At 71.6% G+C, this 17,378-nt stretch carries 16 protein-coding genes; 8 read left to right on the forward strand and 8 right to left on the reverse strand.

Going from position 1 to position 17,378, the window contains the following annotated elements:
* The first annotated feature begins 11 nt into the window (after positions 1-11).
* Both OO60_RS15950 and OO60_RS15955 read left to right on the forward strand, forming a co-directional pair.
* Positions 12-977, forward strand: a complete 966-nt coding sequence (locus tag OO60_RS15950; RefSeq protein ID WP_003085414.1) for an ABC transporter substrate-binding protein — start codon at positions 12-14, stop codon at positions 975-977.
* A 58-nt stretch (positions 978-1,035) separates the two neighbouring features.
* A complete protein-coding gene (locus tag OO60_RS15955; protein WP_003085417.1) occupies positions 1,036-2,421 on the forward strand; it encodes an FAD-dependent oxidoreductase in 1,386 nt (461 codons plus the stop codon).
* Here the strand turns inward: OO60_RS15955 and OO60_RS15960 are convergent.
* Positions 2,418-3,023: an LppU/SCO3897 family protein gene (locus OO60_RS15960; RefSeq protein ID WP_003085420.1), complete on the reverse strand. Its 606-nt coding sequence runs from the start codon at positions 3,021-3,023 to the stop codon at positions 2,418-2,420. The two genes, OO60_RS15955 and OO60_RS15960, sit on opposite strands and share 4 nt — an antisense overlap.
* An 88-nt stretch (positions 3,024-3,111) precedes the next feature.
* Here OO60_RS15960 and OO60_RS15965 point away from each other — a divergent pair, with 88 nt between their 5' ends.
* Positions 3,112-4,758: a DNA repair helicase XPB gene (locus tag OO60_RS15965; protein WP_003085422.1), complete on the forward strand. Its 1,647-nt coding sequence runs from the start codon at positions 3,112-3,114 to the stop codon at positions 4,756-4,758.
* A 16-nt stretch (positions 4,759-4,774) separates the two neighbouring features.
* Here OO60_RS15965 and OO60_RS15970 read toward each other — a convergent pair whose 3' ends face one another.
* Positions 4,775-4,957, reverse strand: a complete 183-nt coding sequence (locus OO60_RS15970; RefSeq protein WP_033261587.1) for a hypothetical protein — start codon at positions 4,955-4,957, stop codon at positions 4,775-4,777.
* 342 nt (positions 4,958-5,299) lie between these two features.
* Here OO60_RS15970 and OO60_RS15975 point away from each other — a divergent pair, with 342 nt between their 5' ends.
* Both OO60_RS15975 and OO60_RS15980 read left to right on the forward strand, forming a co-directional pair.
* Positions 5,300-6,061: a DUF4253 domain-containing protein gene (locus tag OO60_RS15975; protein WP_003085426.1), complete on the forward strand. Its 762-nt coding sequence runs from the start codon at positions 5,300-5,302 to the stop codon at positions 6,059-6,061.
* Between the two features lie 511 nt (positions 6,062-6,572).
* Positions 6,573-7,418 carry a DUF72 domain-containing protein gene (locus OO60_RS15980; RefSeq protein ID WP_033261588.1) on the forward strand — a complete coding sequence of 282 codons (846 nt, stop codon included), beginning with the start codon at positions 6,573-6,575 and terminating at the stop codon, positions 7,416-7,418.
* A gap of 95 nt (positions 7,419-7,513) precedes the next feature.
* Here the strand turns inward: OO60_RS15980 and OO60_RS15985 are convergent, their stop codons facing one another.
* Positions 7,514-10,297 carry an AfsR/SARP family transcriptional regulator gene (locus OO60_RS15985; protein WP_003085432.1) on the reverse strand — a complete coding sequence of 928 codons (2,784 nt, stop codon included), beginning with the start codon at positions 10,295-10,297 and terminating at the stop codon, positions 7,514-7,516.
* Between the two features lie 74 nt (positions 10,298-10,371).
* On the opposite strand from OO60_RS15985, the gene OO60_RS15990 reads away from it, so the two are divergent.
* The 3 genes from OO60_RS15990 to OO60_RS16000 all read left to right on the forward strand — a co-directional run bounded on the left by OO60_RS15990 (position 10,372) and on the right by OO60_RS16000 (position 12,260).
* Complete coding sequence (locus tag OO60_RS15990) at positions 10,372-11,301, forward strand: o-succinylbenzoate synthase (protein WP_003085434.1); 930 nt, start codon at positions 10,372-10,374, stop codon at positions 11,299-11,301.
* Between the two features lie 116 nt (positions 11,302-11,417).
* The gene (locus OO60_RS15995) at positions 11,418-11,639 is read left to right on the forward strand and encodes a PspC domain-containing protein (RefSeq protein ID WP_003085437.1); all 222 of its coding nucleotides are present in this window, start codon (positions 11,418-11,420) and stop codon (positions 11,637-11,639) included.
* Between the two features lie 303 nt (positions 11,640-11,942).
* Positions 11,943-12,260, forward strand: a complete 318-nt coding sequence (locus OO60_RS16000) for a hypothetical protein (RefSeq protein WP_003085440.1) — start codon at positions 11,943-11,945, stop codon at positions 12,258-12,260.
* Positions 12,261-12,311: 51 nt separating this feature from the next.
* Here OO60_RS16000 and groL read toward each other — a convergent pair whose 3' ends face one another.
* The 5 genes from groL to OO60_RS16025 all read right to left on the reverse strand — a co-directional run bounded on the left by groL (position 12,312) and on the right by OO60_RS16025 (position 17,343).
* A complete protein-coding gene (gene groL / locus OO60_RS16005; RefSeq protein ID WP_003085442.1) occupies positions 12,312-13,940 on the reverse strand; it encodes a chaperonin GroEL in 1,629 nt (542 codons plus the stop codon).
* A 244-nt stretch (positions 13,941-14,184) separates the two neighbouring features.
* On the reverse strand, positions 14,185-15,660 hold the full coding sequence (locus OO60_RS16010; protein WP_003085444.1) for a serine/threonine-protein kinase: 1,476 nt from the start codon (positions 15,658-15,660) through the stop codon (positions 14,185-14,187).
* Positions 15,661-15,724: 64 nt separating this feature from the next.
* Positions 15,725-15,931 carry a cold-shock protein gene (locus OO60_RS16015; protein WP_003085446.1) on the reverse strand — a complete coding sequence of 69 codons (207 nt, stop codon included), beginning with the start codon at positions 15,929-15,931 and terminating at the stop codon, positions 15,725-15,727.
* Positions 15,932-16,042: 111 nt separating this feature from the next.
* Positions 16,043-16,666 (reverse strand): AIM24 family protein, encoded by a 624-nt coding sequence (locus tag OO60_RS16020; RefSeq protein WP_003085449.1) that lies wholly within the window; start codon positions 16,664-16,666, stop codon positions 16,043-16,045.
* On the reverse strand, positions 16,666-17,343 hold the full coding sequence (locus OO60_RS16025; RefSeq protein WP_003085451.1) for a TIGR00266 family protein: 678 nt from the start codon (positions 17,341-17,343) through the stop codon (positions 16,666-16,668). Before OO60_RS16025 ends, OO60_RS16020 begins: the two co-directional genes overlap by 1 nt.
* Positions 17,344-17,378 lie beyond the last annotated feature (35 nt).

The raw sequence follows: 17,378 nt of genomic DNA on the forward strand, positions 1-17,378 counted from the left end.
GGTGAAGGGTCATGAACAGACGCGGACGGACGATTCCGCTGGTAGCGGCGCTGCTGGCGACCGCGGGCTGCAGCGTGTTCTCTTCCGGCGCCGCCACCGCCCCGGCACCGCCGGAACGGACCACCCTGCGCGTCGGTGTGGGCAACGCCATCGACACGGCCCCGCTGCGGATCGCCGTCGCGGCCGGGAAGTTCGGGTCCGCGGGGCTGACCGTGCGGCTCGTCGAGCTCGGCGCCGACGACGGCCTCGCGAAGCTGACCGCCGGCGACCTCGACGTCACCTTCGCCTCCGACATCGCGATGTTCCGCGCCGCGGCCGGCGGGGCGGCGTTGCAGCTGCAGGGCGAGGCCTACACCTCCGGCCCGAACACGATGGCCCTGGTCACGCTGCCCGACTCGGACTACACCGTGCCGACGGCGAAGCGGGCGCCCAAGATCGCGGTGAACATGCTCGACGACGTCGGCTCGCTCGTCGCGCGGTCGGTGCTGGGCACCGCGGGCGTCGACGAGAACAAGATCAAGTTCCAGGCGGTGCCGTTCGACCGGATGCCGCAGGCGCTGCAGGCCGGCGACGCCGACGCCGCGCTGATGATCGAGCCGTACATCACCCGCGCCGAGAAGGACCTCGGCGCGCACATCCTCGCCGACGGCGCCCGCGGCTCGACGCTCGACTTCCCGCTGTCCGGCTACGCGGCGGCCAAGCCGTTCGCGCAAGCCAACCCCCGGACGCTCGCGGCGTTCCGCACCGCACTCGGCGCGGCCCAGGAGAACGCGACGGACCCGGCGGTCGTGCGCGACGCACTGCCGAAGTTCTCCGACATCGACACGACGACGGCCGCGCTGATCTCGCTCGGCTCGTACCCGGCGTCGCTCAACGGCATCCGGCTGCAGCGCGTCGCCGACCTGATGCACAACTCCGGCCTGCTGGCCAACCGGCTCGACGTCCAGGGCCTGCTCCCCGGCAAAACGGGATATTAGCTACCGCCAAATCTACACCTGGTCTACTTTTGCACTCAGTCTACTTGAGGAGTGCACGATGACCGATGTTCTGATCGCCGGAGCCGGCCCCACGGGGCTGATGCTGGCCGCCGAACTCGCGCTGGCCGGGGTTTCCGTGACCGTGCTCGACCGCCGGACCGGGCCGGGGCTGCCGCGGCCGGTCGGGCTGCAGCCCCGGACCGCCGAACTGCTGGACCTGCGCGGCCTGGGCCCGGCCGAGCAGGTGATCGACGGGCCGAGCGGGCACTTCGCCGGGTTGCCCGTGCCGCTCGACCACGGCGTCTGGCGGACGCGCCACCCGCGCGTGCTCAACCGGACCCAGGACGACGTCGAGGCGGTGCTGGCCGCGCACGCGGTGGAGCAGGGGGCCGTGCTGCGGCGGGGGCACGAGGTGACGTCGGTCGACGTCGACGCGGACAGCGTCACGGTCGACGGGCTCCGGGCGCGCTGGCTGGTGGCCTGCGACGGCGCGCACAGCACCGTGCGGCGGCGGCTCGGCGTGCCGTTCCCCGGCCGCACCGAAACCTACGTCGCCACGCTCGCGCACATCCGGCTCGCCGCCGCGTCCGAGCTGGTCCCGGCCCGCGCCACGCACTTCAGCCAGGTCACCCGGCAGGTCGAGGGCTACTGGTCGATGCTCACGCCGCTCGACGACGGCGGCCACCGGTTCGTCTTCGGGACCACGGCGGACCAGCCGGGGCGCGACGCACCCGTGTCGGACACCGAAGTGACCGAAGCGCTGACGGCGCTGTACGGCGCCGAGACGCGCCTGGGCGAGGTGTACGGCGCTTCGCGGTTCAACGACGCAACGCGGCAGCTGGCGCAGTACCGGCACGGCCGGGTCCTGTTCGCCGGCGACGCCGCGCACATCCACCCGCCGCTCGGCGGGCAGGGGCTCAACCTCGGCGTCCAGGACGCGATGAACCTCGGCTGGAAGCTGGCCGCGACGGTCCGCGGCACCGCGCCGGCCGGGCTGCTGGACACCTACCACGCCGAACGCCACCCGGCTGCCGAACGCGTGCTGCGGCACACGGCGGCGCAGCGCGTGTTCACCGCGCCCGGGCGCAGCGAGAACGTCGAGGCGCTGCGCGAGATCGTCGTCGACCTCATGCGGCTGCCCGACGCGAACCGCTACTTCAGCGGCCTGCTGTCCGGCCTCGGCCTGGCCTACCCCGGCGCGCACCGCGTCCCCGACCTGGACCTGACGACGGCGGCCGGGCCCACGCGGCTCTCGGCGTTGCTGCACGGCGGCCGCGGGCTGCTGCTCGACCTCGGCGACCACGCTACGCCGCCCGGGTTCACCGGCCAGGTCGACGTCGTGCGCGCGGCCACCGCCGACGCCGAGTACCGCGGACGGCTCCTGCTCGTCCGGCCGGACGGGTACGCCGTCGACCCGGCCGAGCTGACCAGGTGGTTCGGCTAGATGTTCTCGCCCGCCTTGATCAGGCAGACCGTGCGCGACGGCGGCCCGGCGTAGCTGAACACCTTGTCGGCGCCCTCGCACTTGTCGTCGCGGCCGAAGCCGGAGAGGACTTCGACGCGCTCCTGCGCCGCCGGGTCGGCGCAGGAGACCTTGCCGATCGCGCTCTCGTCGTCGACGTCGCGCAGGCAGTCGCCGGCCTTGACGTTGAGGGCCAGGCAGAGCGTGTCGCGGGTGCCGGAACCGAGCCGGAACCGCACGTAGTCGCCGGAGGCGCAGGAGATGGCCCCGCGGTACTGGTTCTCGACCTTGTACGTCGCGTTGTTCGCGGTGCAGCCGACGCGGTGGTAGGCGAGCTTGCCGCCGCCTTCGCGGGTCAGGTACAGGCAGTCGCCGTCGGAGGGCGGCCCGCTGCGGACGGCCGTGTAGACACCCAGCGCGCCGAGCGACCCCAGGCCCAGCGCCGCGACGACGCACGCGACCAGCGTGATCCGCACCTTCACCGTGAACCAGTGCGGGATCGGCCGCTGCCCCGGCACCGGCGGCGGCGCCATCGCGTGGTCCGGCGACCGGAACGGGTTGTCGTCGAACGGTGGTGTGGTCAACGTGCCTCCCAGTGATCCCCTCGGCACCTCGGCCACCGGCGGACCCGCGACGGGAGCGGGCCGGAGCGAGGCACGTATAACAGTAGTTGTGACTGATGGCCCGCTGATCGTCCAGTCCGACAAGACCGTGCTCCTGGAGGTCGACCACCCCCAGGCCGATGACGCGCGCATCGCGATCGCGCCGTTCGCCGAGCTGGAACGGGCGCCGGAGCACGTGCACACCTACCGGATCACGCCCCTGGCCTTGTGGAACGCGCGCGCCGCGGGCCACGACGCCGAGCAGGTCGTCGACGCGCTGACGACGTACTCGCGCTTCCCGGTGCCGCAGCCGCTGCTGATCGACGTCGTCGACGTGATGGGCCGGTTCGGGCGGCTGCAGATCGCCAACCACCCGGCGCACGGGCTGGTGATGTCGACCACCGACCGCGCCGTGCTGACCGAGGTCGTCCGCAACAAGAAGATCAGCCCGATGCTCGGCGCCCGGATCGACGAGGACACGGTCATCGTGCACCCGTCGGAGCGCGGGCGGCTGAAGCAGGCGCTGCTGAAGGTCGGCTGGCCGGCCGAGGACCTCGCCGGGTACGTCGACGGCGAGGCGCACCCGATCGCGCTGGACGAGACGGACTGGCAGCTGCGCGACTACCAGCGCCAGGCCGCGGAGGCGTTCTGGGCGGGCGGCTCGGGCGTCGTCGTGCTGCCCTGCGGGGCGGGCAAGACGATGGTCGGCGCGGCGGCGATGGCCAAGGCGGAGGCCACGACGCTGATCCTGGTGACGAACACGGTCGCCGGGCGGCAGTGGAAGCGCGAGCTGATCGCGCGCACGTCGCTGACCGAGGAGGAGATCGGCGAGTACTCCGGGGAGAAGAAGGAGATCCGGCCGGTCACCATCGCCACCTACCAGGTGATCACGCGCAAGACCAAGGGCGAGTACAAGCACCTGGAGCTGTTCGACTCCCGCGACTGGGGCCTGGTCGTGTACGACGAGGTCCACCTGCTGCCGGCACCGGTGTTCCGGATGACGGCGGACCTGCAGTCCCGGCGGCGGCTCGGCCTGACCGCGACGCTGGTCCGCGAGGACGGCCGCGAAGGTGACGTCTTCTCGCTGATCGGGCCGAAGCGCTACGACGTCCCGTGGCGCGACATCGAGGCGCAGGGCTGGATCGCGCCGGCGGAGTGCACCGAGGTCCGCGTCACGCTGACCGACGCGGAGCGGCTCGAGTACGCGACGGCCGAGGCCGACGAGCGGTACAAGCTGGCCGCGACGGCGATGACGAAGACACCGGTGATCAAGTCGATCGTGGAGCGCCACGCGGGCGAGCCGACCCTGGTGATCGGCGCGTACCTCGACCAGCTGGAGATGCTGGGCGACGAGCTCGACGCCCCGGTGATCCAGGGCGCGACCCGCAACAAGGAGCGCGAGGAGCTGTTCGACAAGTTCCGCCGCGGCGAGATCCGGACGCTCGTGGTGTCGAAGGTGGCGAACTTCTCGATCGACCTGCCGGAGGCGTCGGTGGCGATCCAGATCTCGGGCACGTTCGGGTCGCGGCAGGAGGAGGCCCAGCGGCTGGGCAGGTTGCTGCGCCCGAAGGGCGACGGCCGGCAGGCGCACTTCTACTCGATCGTCTCGCGCGACACGGTCGACACGGAGTACGCGGCGCACCGGCAGCGGTTCCTCGCGGAGCAGGGGTACGCGTACCACATCGTCGACGCGGACGACCTGCTCCGCCCGCTCTGAGCCGCTTTCCGGGGGGCTATTCGCTTTCGATGCGGTCCAGCGCGGACTCCGCCCAGTCGTTCAGCGCCTGCATCGAGACGACACCGAACTCGGCGACCAGCCGGCCGAAGGACAGCGGTCCGGCGTCGTCGGCGCCCTCGGCGTCCAAAGTGGACAAGAGGAACAGGCGCAGCACCATCTCGTTCCGGACCACCACCACGTCGGGCGGGTGGAACAGCCAGTGCCGCAGCTCGGCACGGCCGCTGCCGATGATCAGGTAGGTGCGCTTGCCGCGGGCGCCCTCCCCGCTCGGTCAGGCCGTCGGCAGCCAGCCGGTTCAGCTCGGGGGCTGGCGACCCCCGGACCGCGTTGACGGGACCACCCCTTCGGCCCAGCGGATCGTCACAGGAGCAACTTCCGCCACTTTTCTTTCACGCAGCGCTCTGACCTGCGGTTTTATGGATTCACTCGAACGGATGAGCGGCTGGAACGCTGGAAATTGTCAGACCCTCGAACTACTGTTCGACATGCACCAGCCGAACACAAGTTCGAGGGGACGTCCATGACGATCGCACCGCTCCGCCCGGGCACGCCAGCACCGCCGGTCCAGACCCTGCCACCGGGCTCGTGGCACGGCCGGCTGTGGGTGTCCGACCTGCCGCTGACCAGGCCTGAGCGCTACCTGGGCTGCGTGGCCGAGTTCGAGCGATCGGGCCTGTGGCCGGTGCTGATCCCCCACGACCAGCGTTTCGCGGCGAACGGCGAGGACTGGATCGACGACCGGGGCCGCCTGGCCCCGGCGGGCCACCGAGTGCCGACGGCGGACCCGGCGGGAGCCCTGTCCCGCTGGTGGGACGGTTCCTGCTGCGACGGCGCCTGCCTGAGGCCGTTCGGCGCCAGGTTCCCGGGGCTGGCAAAGCGCAGCCCGCGCCGCTCGGACCCACTGGCGGAGGCGGGCAACACGGGTTCGATCCTGGCCAACCGCGCACCCCACCGCCTGGGCCTGGTCCAGACCGAGCGCCCGGCGGACATCCCGGCCCTGCTGGGCTGGACGGGGATGATCAAGTGCACGGACCAGGTGGCGGAGCTGTCAGCGGTGCTGAGGAGCTGGGAGGACCGTTTCGGGGCAACGCTGGTGGTGCTGGGGTTCGACGCGATCGAGCTGTCGGTGGCAGCACCACCGCGGAATCAGGCCCGGGCATTGACGGTGGCGGCGGAGCACCGGGCATTTTGCTTGCCGACGTTCGCGGGGCAGCCGGGGAACCTGCGGGAGTACGCATCGGGTCTGGTCCAGTCACGGCATTGGCGGTTTTCCTGGGCGTGAGGAGGGTGGGGCGCGGGCCGGGCAGGGCGGCCGGGCCCGGTCGCGCGGGTCGCGCCCGGGAGGCGAGGGCGACCGGACCGGCAGCCGCCTACCCACCCAGCACCAAGCGCCAGCCGGGCGAAACCCCAAAGAGCTGGGTGGTCATCCCGTCGCCTGAGGCCGTCAAATCACTTTGAGCCGGGCCCGCAACACACAGCCCAACGCAAGACAGCAACGCAACCTTGCGGGCCCGGCTCAAAGTGATAGGCCTCGATCAGGCGACGGGATGACCACCCAGCGACCCACAACGCAAGCCGAGCAGACACCAAAACCAAGGTCATCCCAGAGCCTGCCCGTCCGGCGAGGACAGCCTTGAAGCCACGGCAGAACCACGGACGACAAGATGAGCAAGCACCACAAAGGCCCCATGAGACGAGCGTCCACCAACCTGGGACCACCGTCCCAACACCCAGTCCACCAGACCCGCGTTTGCCACCGCCCCCGAACGGGAATCACCCCCCGCGGAAAGGCGGTGAGGGCGATCGCCGAGATCCGAATCGGAACTTCCGGATGGCGCTACGCACCCTGGCGCGGTGTCTTCTATCCCCCCAAGCTCGCCCAGCGACGCGAGCTCGAATACCTGTCACACCGGATGAACGCGGTGGAGATCAACGGCTCCTTCTACTCCCTCCAACGCCCCGAGCGGTTCCGCGCCTGGTTCGACGAAACCCCCGCCGACTTCCTCTTCGCCGTCAAAGGCGGCCGCTTCATCACGCACATGAAGCAGCTCCGAGACGTCGAGACCGCGCTCGCCAACTTCTACGCCTCCGGCGTCCTCGCACTCGGCGCAAAGCTCGGCCCCTTCCTCTGGCAACTCCCCCCGCGCCTCGCCTTCGACCCCGATCGGCTCGAGAACTTCTTCGCCCTCCTCCCGCGCACCACCGGCGATGCCGCGCAGCTGGCCACAAAGCACGACGACAAGCTGAAAGGCCCGGCGTACCTCGAAGCCGGCGCGAAACGGCCGCTGCGGCACGCCCTCGAAGTCCGGCACCCCAGCTTCGACCAGCCGGCCGCGAAGCAACTGCTCCGGGAACACGGCATCGCCCTCGTCGTCGCCGATACCGCCGGGAAGTGGCCGTTCGTCGAAGACCAGACAGCCGGCTTCACCTACGTCCGGCTGCACGGCGACGAAGAGCTCTACGTCAGCGGCTACTCCGACCAGGCCCTGCGGACCTGGGCCAGCAAGATCCGGGCGTGGCACGACGGCGGGCGGCGGGATGTGCACGTCTACTTCGACAACGACGTCAAGGTCGAGGCGCCGCGGAACGCCGAATGCCTCGCCGATCTGCTCGGGGTGGCGCCGCCAACCGGACAGTGAGTGGACAGTGAGCGCCGTCGGCTTGGATGAGACTCACGGGCCGGACCGGCTTGCGTGCTGTCGCTGGGGGTCGGCACGTAAGCCGTCCGGGACCCTCACGTGCCCAGGATGACCAGGGCCGCCAGCTTGGCCCGGACGTCGTCCGCGTCCGGGTGGCCCAGCTCCGTCAGCAGGCGCACCGAGCGCAGCCAGCACTCGCGGGCCAGCGCCGCGTCGCCGTGGCGGAGGTGGATCGTGCCCAGCTGGGCCAGCACGTCCGCCGCCTCGTACTGCTCGTCCATCGCGAAGAACATCTCCACCGACTCGCGGATGCACGCGATGCCCTCGTCGAGCCGGCCGAGGCCGACCAGGGCCAGGCCGCGCGTGTGCAGGGTGAACCGCGTGTCCGCCGGCCGCCCGTCCGCGTCCAGGATCGCCAGTGCCTCGTCGGCCAGGCGCAGCGCCTGCTCGTGGTCGCCCATCGACGTGCAGATGTCGCCCAGCGCCCGCAGCACGCTCGCCTCGAAGTGGCCCAGCCCGAGCTCGCGGACGATCGCCAGCGCCTGCATGCCGTGTTCGTACGCCCAGGCGCAGTCCTCGAGGTTGTGCGCCGCCATCGCCAGGTTGTACTGCGCCCGCGCCTCGCCTTCGCGCGCCCCGAGCTCGCGCTGGATCGCCAGCACCTGCTCCAGGTACCGCCGCGACTCGGCGTACTGCCGCGCGACGCCGTTGACGACGCCGAGCCCGCTCAGGATCCCCGCCTCCCCGGGCCGGTGGCCGCTCGCCCGCGCGGCTTCGAGCGCCACCGCGAACACCGACCGCCAGTCGTCGAGCCGCGAGCGCGTCACGAAGTAGCTCTGCAGCAGCCAGGCCAGCTTCCAGCACACGTCGTCGCGACCCCGGCGCCGCGCCAGGTGCACCGCCGCGATGAGGTTGCCGTACTCCTCGCCGAACCAGTCCAGCCCGTCGTGGTACGAATCGAACCCCAGGCCGCCGTCGAGGTCGTCGAGCTCCAGCAGCCGGTAGTAGCGCTCCGGCCGCATCCGCCGTGACGCGTTCAGCGCCGACGCGAGGTACCAGCCGAGCAACCGGTCCAAAGCGGACTCGCGCTCGGCCTCCGGGTCCAGCTGCGAAGCGGCTTCGCCGGCGTACGCGCGGATGAGGTCGTGGAACTGGTAGCGGCCCGGCCGCGGCTGGGCGAGCAGGTGCGCCGCCGCCAGGGTTTCGAGCATCGGGCGGGCCGCCGCGACGTCCAGCCCGGCGACCGCGGCCGCCGCCGGCGCGGTGAAATCGACGCCGGTGGGCAGCCCGAGCAGCCGCAGCAGCCGGGCCGTCGACGGCTGCAGCGCCTGGTAGGAGTAGGAAAACACCGACCGGATGTTGGTGCCCTCGCCGTCGGCGAGGTCGAACGAGCCGAGCAGGTCGACGGCGAGGGAGCCGGCGAACTCGTCGAGCGGCAGGTCGGGGAACTGCGCCGCGCGCACGGCGAGGATCCGGATCGCCAGCGGCAGCCCGCCGCAGTGGCGCACGAACCGCCCGGCCGCCGCGGGGTCGCGCGCGACCCGGTCGAAGCCGATCGTGGACGCCAGCAGCGCAACGGCGTCCTCGTCGCCGAACTCCTCCAGCGCGATCCGGCGCGCGCCGTGCGTCGCGACCAGCGCGCGCAGCTGCCAGCGGCTGGTGACCAGGACCAGGCAGCCCGGCCCGGGCAGCAGCGGGCTCACCTGCTCGGTGCGGTTGGCGTTGTCGAGCAGGACCAGCAGCCGGCGTCCCGCCGTGTGCGTCCGCCAGCTCGCCGCGCGGCCGTCGAGGTCGGCCGGGATCGCCTCGCACGGCACGCCGAGCGCGGTGAGCATGGCCTCCAGCGCCGCCGACGGCTCGACCGGCTCACCGGGCCCGTAGCCGCGCAGGTTGAGGTAGACCTGCCCGCCGGGGAACCGGTCGGCGACCTCGTGCGCGAAGTGCACGGCCAGCGTCGTCTTCCCGATGCCGCCCATGCCTTCCACGGACGCGATCGGCGTCGACGCGTCGGCGTCGACCGCCTCCGGCAGCAGCGCGTGCAACGCCTTGAGATCGCACTCGCGCCCGGAGAAGGCCCGCAGGTCGGCGGGCAGCTGGTGCGGCACCTGCGGGTCGACGCCGAGCCGGTAGCGCCCGGCCGGATCGCCGGCGCCGGTGAGGATCGCCTGGCGGGTGCGCTGCAGCGACGGCCCGGGATCGAGCCCGAGCTCGTCGGCCAGGACGCGCCTGATCCGGCGGTGCACGTCGAGCGCCTCGGCCTGGCGGCCCGACCGGTACAGCGCGATCATCAGCTGCTCGTGCAGCCGCTCCCGCAGCGGGTTCTCCCTGGCCAGCCGGGTGAGCTCGGGGACGACGGTGCCGTACTCGCCGGCTTCGAGCAGCGCGTCCGCCCATTGCTCGCGCACGCGCAGCCGCTCCTCGGTCAGCTGCCCGGCTTCGTCGCGGTGCAGCGCGTCGGACTCGACGTTCAGCAGCGCCGGCCCGCGCCACTGCGCGAGGGCCTCGGCGAAGAGCGCGGCCGCCCGGCGGCTCTCGCCGCGGTCCATCGCCGCCTTGCCGCGGACGGCGAGCGCGCGGAACCGGGTCAGGTCGAGCAGGTCGTCGTCGAGTTCGATCAGGTAGCCGCCGCTCTCGGTGCGGATCGCGACCTGGTCGCCCAGCGCCCGGCGCAGGCGCAGCACGTACGTCTGGAGTGCGCCCTTGGAGCGGCGGCGGTCGTCGTTCCACAGCCAGCGGCCCAGTTCGTCGACCGGCACGACCCGGTTCGCGCGCAGCAGGAGGCCGGCCAGGACGATCAGCGGCCGGCTGCCCCCGAGCGGTACCGGGCGGCCGTCGGCCGTGACCTCGGCCGGACCCAGCACGCGGAAATCGAGGACCACGGAGTCATTCTGGCCGGAAACACGCAGTTCGGCACCCGGTTGCGAAACCCGGGACGGTGGCATGATCGGCCTTGATGAAGGTCTACGCGATCCCCCTGCGCACCCGGTTCCGCGGCATCACCGTCCGTGAGGGCGTGCTGCTGCACGGCCCGGCGGGCTGGGGCGAGTTCTGCCCGTTCGCCGACTACTCCGACGCCGAGAGCGTGCCCTGGCTGCGGGCGGCGGTGGAGGCCACCGAAGCCGGCTGGCCCGCACCGGTTCGCGACCGGGTCGAGGTCAACACGACGGTCCCGGTGGTCGGGGCGGAGCAGGCGTACGAGCTGATCCGCGCGTCCGGCTGCCGGACGGCCAAGGTGAAGGTCGCCGACCCGCGCGTCTCACTGGCCGACGACTGCGCGCGGGTGGAGGCGGTCCGCGCCGCGCTCGGCCCGGACGGCGCCGTCCGCGTCGACGCCAACATGGCCTGGGACGTCGACACGGCGGTGCGGGCGATCACCGACCTCGACAAGGCGGCGGGCGGCTTGGAGTACGCGGAACAGCCGTGCCCGTCGATCGACGAGCTGGCCGCGGTGCGGCGCCGGGTGGGCGTCCGGATCGCCGCCGACGAGTCGATCCGCCGGGCGGAGGACCCGCTGAAGGTGGCGGTCGCCGGCGCGGCGGACATCGCGGTCCTGAAGGTCGCCCCCCTCGGCGGCGTGCGGCGCGCGCTGGAGGTCGCCGAGGCGTGCGGGCTGCCGTGCGTGGTGTCGTCGGCGGTGGAGACGAGCGTGGGCCTGGCGGCCGGGCTGGCGTTGGCCGGGGCGCTGCCGTCGCTGGAATTCGCTTGTGGACTAGGCACGATTTCGTTGCTGCAGGGCGATGTCGCCGCGAACCCGCTGTCCCCTGTGGACGGATACCTGCCGGTGCCGAGGGAGGCCCCGGAACCCACGGACGCGTATCCGGCACCGCCCGAGGTCGCGGCAGCCTGGGAAGCGCGGCTGGCGAGGGTGCGCGGGTTGTCGTGAGTGGTAAGGAGGGTTCTAACCCGCCTAAACACTCACGACCCCGAGGGCGGAATTCAGGGTCGGGGTCGGGGCCGTTCCGGATGTGGTCAGGGTGCCGCCGGCGCCAGTATTGAGCCATGACGAACAGCGTGTACACCCCGGAAACCACCACCAAGAAGCTCCGCCGCAGCAAGACCGACAAGATGCTCACCGGCGTCTGCGGCGGCTGGGCCACCTACCTCGGCATCGACGCCAACGTCCTGCGCATCGGCCTGGTCGCCGCCGTGTTCCTGTCGGTCGGCATCGCCATCCCGATCTACGTCGCCGCCGCCATCCTGACGCCGGAAGAGGACTCCTGAACCGGGGCGGGCGCCGGTTCGCAGGGGGAACCGGGGCCCGCCCGCTGACCGCAGGGCCCGGCAACGGCCGGCTGGCGCGGGTGCCGACGCTCTCGAAGGTCGCGAATGACTCATTCGCGACCTCGGGCGTCCCGAATGAGTCATTCGCGGCACCGGCCCGCGGGCTCCGCGCACGACGGGGGTGCACGAAGAGGGGAACGGCCCGGGCGCCAGGGGACGCCCGGGCCGTTCGGCCGATGCGGCTGGGCCGAACGGCAGAAATGCGCGGCGCGGATCCCGTTCGAGGGGTTAGGGTTCGCGCTCGTGGATCAAGGGAGCAGAACGGCCGCGAAGGTCGTCGTCGGGATCCTCGGCGGGCTGTACCTGATCGCCGGCCTGGGGTTGACCGCCTTCGCCGCGTTCCTCGCGCTCGACGACCCCGGCAGCCGGTCCGCGACCAAGGTCGTGCTCTACGCCGCCGCCGCGTTCGCGATCTGGGTGATGCTGACCGGGATCGGCGCGATCGTCCTGGCGATGGAGGCGGAAGAAGCGAGCACGGCCTGGCTCGGGGGCCTCTTCGTGCTCGCACTCGGCGTTGTCACCGTCGGCGCCTTCGCTGTCTGGTTCTTTACCAAGCCATAGAAAAAGCCCGGCCCGCCGAAGCGGACCGGGCTTCCCCGAAAAGCGCGTGGATCAGAAGTCCATGCCACCCATGCCACCGGACGGGTCGGCGGGAGCGGCCGAAGCCTTCTCCGGCTTGTCCGCCACGACGGCCTCGGTGGTCAGGAACAGCGCCGCGATGGACGCGGCGTTCTGCAGCGCGGAGCGGGTGACCTTCGTCGGGTCCGGCACGCCGGCGGCGAGCAGGTCCTCGTAGACACCCGTGGCGGCGTTGAGGCCGTGACCCTGCGGCAGGCCCTTGACCTTCTCCACCACGACGCCGCCCTCGAGGCCGGCGTTGATCGCGATCTGCTTGAGCGGGGCCTCGACGGCCACCTTGACGATGTTGGCGCCAGTGGCCTCGTCGCCCTCGAGCTTCAGGCCCGCGAACGCGGCCTCGGCGGCCTGGATCAGGGCCACGCCACCACCGGCGACGATGCCCTCTTCCACGGCGGCCTTCGCGTTGCGCACCGCGTCCTCGATGCGGTGCTTGCGCTCCTTGAGCTCGACCTCGGTCGCGGCGCCGGCCTTGATGACGGCCACGCCGCCGGCCAGCTTCGCGAGCCGCTCCTGCAGCTTCTCGCGGTCGTAGTCCGAGTCCGAGTTGTCGATCTCGGCGCGGATCTGGTTGACGCGACCCTGGATCTGGTCGGCGTCGCCCGCACCCTCGACGATGGTCGTCTCGTCCTTGGTGATGACGGCCTTGCGGGCCTTGCCCAGCAGGGACAGGTCCGCGTTCTCCAGCTTGAGGCCGACGTCCTCGGAGATGACCTGGCCACCGGTCAGGATCGCGATGTCCTGCAGGATCGCCTTGCGGCGGTCACCGAAGCCCGGGGCCTTGACGGCGACGGACTTGAAGGTGCCGCGCATCTTGTTGACGATGAGGGTGGCCAGGGCCTCGCCCTCGACGTCCTCGGCGATGATCAGCAGCGGCTTGCCGGACTGGATGACCTTCTCCAGCAGCGGCAGGACGTCCTTGACGGTGGAGATCTTGGAGCCGAAGAGGAGGATGTACGGGTCCTCGAGCTCGGCTTCCTGACGCTCCGGGTCGGTCACGAAGTAACCGGAGATGTAGCCCTTGTCGAAGCGCATGCCCTCGGTGAGCTCGAGCTCGAGACCGAAGGTGTTGCTCTCCTCGACGGTGACGACGCCTTCCTTGCCGACCTTGTCCAGCGCCTCGGCGATCAGTTCGCCGATGGTGCGGTCGGCGGCCGAGATCGAGGCGGTAGCAGCGATCTGCTCCTTGGTCTCGATCTGGACGGCGGCCTTGTGCAGCTGCTCGGTGACGGCCTCGACGGCCGCCTCGATGCCACGCTTGAGGGAGATGGGGTCGGCGCCGGCGGCGACGTTGCGCAGCCCCTCGCGGACGAGGGCCTGGGCGAGCACGGTGGCGGTGGTGGTGCCGTCACCCGCGACGTCGTCGGTCTTCTTGGCGACCTCCTTGACGAGCTCGGCCCCGATCTTCTCCCACGGGTCCTCGAGCTCGATCTCCTTGGCGATGGAGACACCGTCGTTGGTGATGGTCGGCGCGCCCCACTTCTTTTCGAGCACGACGTTCCGGCCCCGCGGGCCGAGGGTCACCTTGACGGCTTCGGCGAGGGTGTTCAAGCCGCGCTCGAGACCGCGGCGGGCGTCCTCGTCGAACGCGATCAGTTTGGCCATTGCGGTGTGGTCCTCCGGTATTGGGCGCCACCGCCGCGCTGCGCTGTTCGATGTCACAGCCTTGCAGCGGCGGCAGCAGGACTCTTCCTCGGCCAGGCTCGGTGCCCGCGACGGACGACTGGACCCGGGTGGGGGTTCAGCCTCACCGTCCCGACCTTTGGCACTCGACGGCGTCGAGTGCCAAGTTCGTGTTTAGCACTCTCGGCGGGAGAGTGCAAGAAGACCTGCTCAGGGCCGCCCGGATTCAGTTACCCGGCTTGATGCTGATCGACGTCGGCGGGGCGTTCAGCGACGACGAAGGCGCGTTGGTCCCCGAGCCGCCCGGGCCGACCGGGATCTCCGGAGCCGTCGACTGCGTTCCGCCGCCACCACCGCTGCCGCCGTCACCGAAGAGGAAGATCGCGCCGACGACCAGGCCGGCCACGACCATCAGGCCGAGCACGATGAAGAGCCACTTCTTGCCACCGCCGCTCTTCGGCTGGTGGAACGCACCGGCACCGCCCGCGGGCATCGGCGGGCGCAGGCGCATCGGGTCCTGGCCGTAGCCCGGCGGGGGCATGCCCGGCTGCTGCGGGTAGCCGTACCCGGGTGGCGGGCCCTGCGGTGGCATTCCCTGCGGCATCCCGGGCGGCGGCCCCTGCTGGGGGTAGCCGTAACCCGGAGGCGGGCCCTGCGGCGGCGGGCCTTGCGGGCCGGGGCCTCCGGGGCCCGGGCCGTAGCCGGGCTGCTGCTGTCCTCCGTACGGGTGCACGGGGGCCCCCTCTCCCTGCGGTGCGCTGTTCTGGTGCGGTCCCTGTTGTACCTGACCAGGACGCTGCGGCGCGGGGATTCCGCCCGAATGGGACCCGGGCGGGCCCGGCGGGGTGTCGGACGTGGCGAGGGGGCCGAGCGCGCGGCGGGCGGCCGCGACCATCTCGACGCAGCTGGGGTAGCGGTCGGCCGGGTTCTTGGCCATGCCGCGGCGGATCACCTCGTCGATCGACGGCGGCAGCGCGACGGCGCGCGAGATCGACGGCGGCTCGCCGTTGAGGTGCCCCTTGATCACCGTCGGGACGTCGCCCTTGAACGGCGGGCTGCCGGTGAGGCAGGCGTAGAGGACGCACGTCAGCGCGTACTGGTCGGTGCGCCCGTCCAGCGGCTCCCCGCGCAGGTGCTCGGGGGCCGCGTACGTGGGCGAGCCGAGGAAGTCGCCGCCGCGCGTCCGGTGCCCGGTCGCGCCGCGGCGCGTCAGGCCGAAGTCGGCGACGTACACGTGTTCGCGCGAAGTCTCCTTCTTCGTCACGAGCACGTTCGCCGGCTTGACGTCCAGGTGGACCAGACCACGGTTGTGCAGCGTGTCGAGCGCGTCCGCGACCTGGTCCAGCATCGTCAACGCGCGCGCGGGCGCGATCGGGCCCGCCGAGATCAGCCCGGCGAGATCGCCGCCGTCGACCATCCGCATGGCGATGTAGAGCATGCCGTCGAGCTCGCCGAAGTCGTACAGCGGCACGACGTTGGCGTGGTCGATCGCGGAGGTGTTGCGCGCCTCGTCGACGAACCGTTCGCGGAACTCGGCGTCGGCCCCGAGGTGGTCACCGATGACCTTCAGGGCCACCTTGCGGCCGAGCCGCACGTCGGTGGCCTTGTAGGTCACGCTCATGCCGCCCTTGCCGAGCACCCCGTCGATGCGGTAGTTGCCCAGCCGGCGACCGGTGAGGTCCCCCGACACGTCGCCTGTCACGCCCGCAGCCTAACGCCCCTGGTTCGGCGCCTGCCGGGGGTTCACCGATCAGCAGCGGAGCTGGTTACGAAACCTTGCGCACATCGGCTGCCTGGCTACGACCATCGCGGCCGGACTGGACTTCGAACTCGACGCGGTCGCCTTCGTCCAGAGTGCGGAATCCTTCGGACTGGATGGCCGAATAGTGGACGAACACGTCCGGGCCCTCCGTGGATTCGATGAACCCGTAGCCCTTTTCCGAGTTGAACCATTTGACGGTGCCGACAGCCACGGCGCCCTCCCTCAGCACAAAGGATCCGCTGGCCCGAGCGGATGCCAGCGGCGGAGTGCCAATCACGCTACCGGAATTATTTCCCGCGGCAATGGGCAATTCGTCCGAAGATCACGAACCCGAAAGGCGTCGGTTCCGCGCGTGCACGAGCACCGTCCCGGGACCCGCGAAGTCGACCGCGAGCCCTTCGCCGGTGCGCAGTGACTGCGGCCCGCCGGGGTCGAGGGCCCGCAGCCGGCACTGCACGGTGTCCGGGTAGGCCAGCAGGTAGTCCGGCCGGACGGTGACCAGCTCGCCCTTGCCGAGCTCGAACGCGTCCACCGGGCCGGGCGCGGCCAGCACGAGCGGCCCGGTTCCGCTGTAGTGCTCCAGGAACCCCGAATCGGCGCCGAAGAGCTGTTGCAGCGGCACCCACCCGGTGTCGTGCCGGACCGACGAAGGCCGCACCAGCACGGCGTCCCGGTGCACCGACCAGCCCGTGGCGCCGCCGAGTTCCAGCGGGTAGACGTCGCCGGGGCGCAACGGCGCGAAGTCGATCCAGCCGCCGTCGGACGGCGCGGTGTAGACGGCCGTCGTGCTCTTGCCCGCGCGGACCCCACCGCGGCCCGCCGGCGTCTCGGTGACGCCGAACCGGCTGGCGAGCAGGGTTTCCGGCGCGGCCCGCACGGACTCGCCCGGGTCCAGCAGGACGCGGGCGACGCCGAAGACCGGGGTGTGCCGGGTCTGGACGCGCATCAGCGTGACGGGACGTGGGAGACGATCCAGTTCACCAGCGCGGACGGGTTGCGCGTCTGCGTCATGATCTGGCCGGGGCCGACGAAGTCGAACACGAGACCTTCGCCGCTCTTCATGGACTGGATGATGCCCTGCGCGACCTTCCGGATCTGGTACTGCACGGTGTCGGCGTATGCGACGACGTGCCCGGTGTCGATGGTCACCATTTCGCCCTGCTGCAGCGTGATGGTCTCGACCGCGCCGTAGCAGGAGACGAGCAGCTGGCCCTGCCCGGTGGCATGCGTCAGGAACCCGCCCTCGCCGCCCATCAGGTTCTTCATGCCACCCCACTTGGTCTCGGTCTGCACGCCGTGCGACGACGCGAGCCAGCAGCCGCGGGTGACGGCCCAGCCGGTGCGGCCGTCGAGGGTGATCACCTGGATGTCGCCGGGCAGGTTGGCGGCGACGTCGACCCAGCCGCCGTTCTGCGGCGCGGTGAAGGTGGAGATGAAGAAGGACTCGCCGGAGAGGAACGCGCGGCCGAGGCCCTTCATGATCCCGCCCTGCGCCTGCGACTGCACCTGCACGCCGTAGCTGGTGGCCATCATGGCGCCGGACTCGACCTGGCACGGCTCGCCGGGCGCCAGCATCAGCCGGGCGACGGCGAACGAGGGCTGTTGACGGATTCCGACCTGCATGCGTGCTCCCCTGTGGCGTGCGCTTGTCGGGGCAG

The sequence above is a fragment of the Amycolatopsis vancoresmycina genome (assembly GCF_000716785.1).
Taxonomy (GTDB): Bacteria; Actinomycetota; Actinomycetes; order Mycobacteriales; family Pseudonocardiaceae; genus Amycolatopsis; species Amycolatopsis vancoresmycina.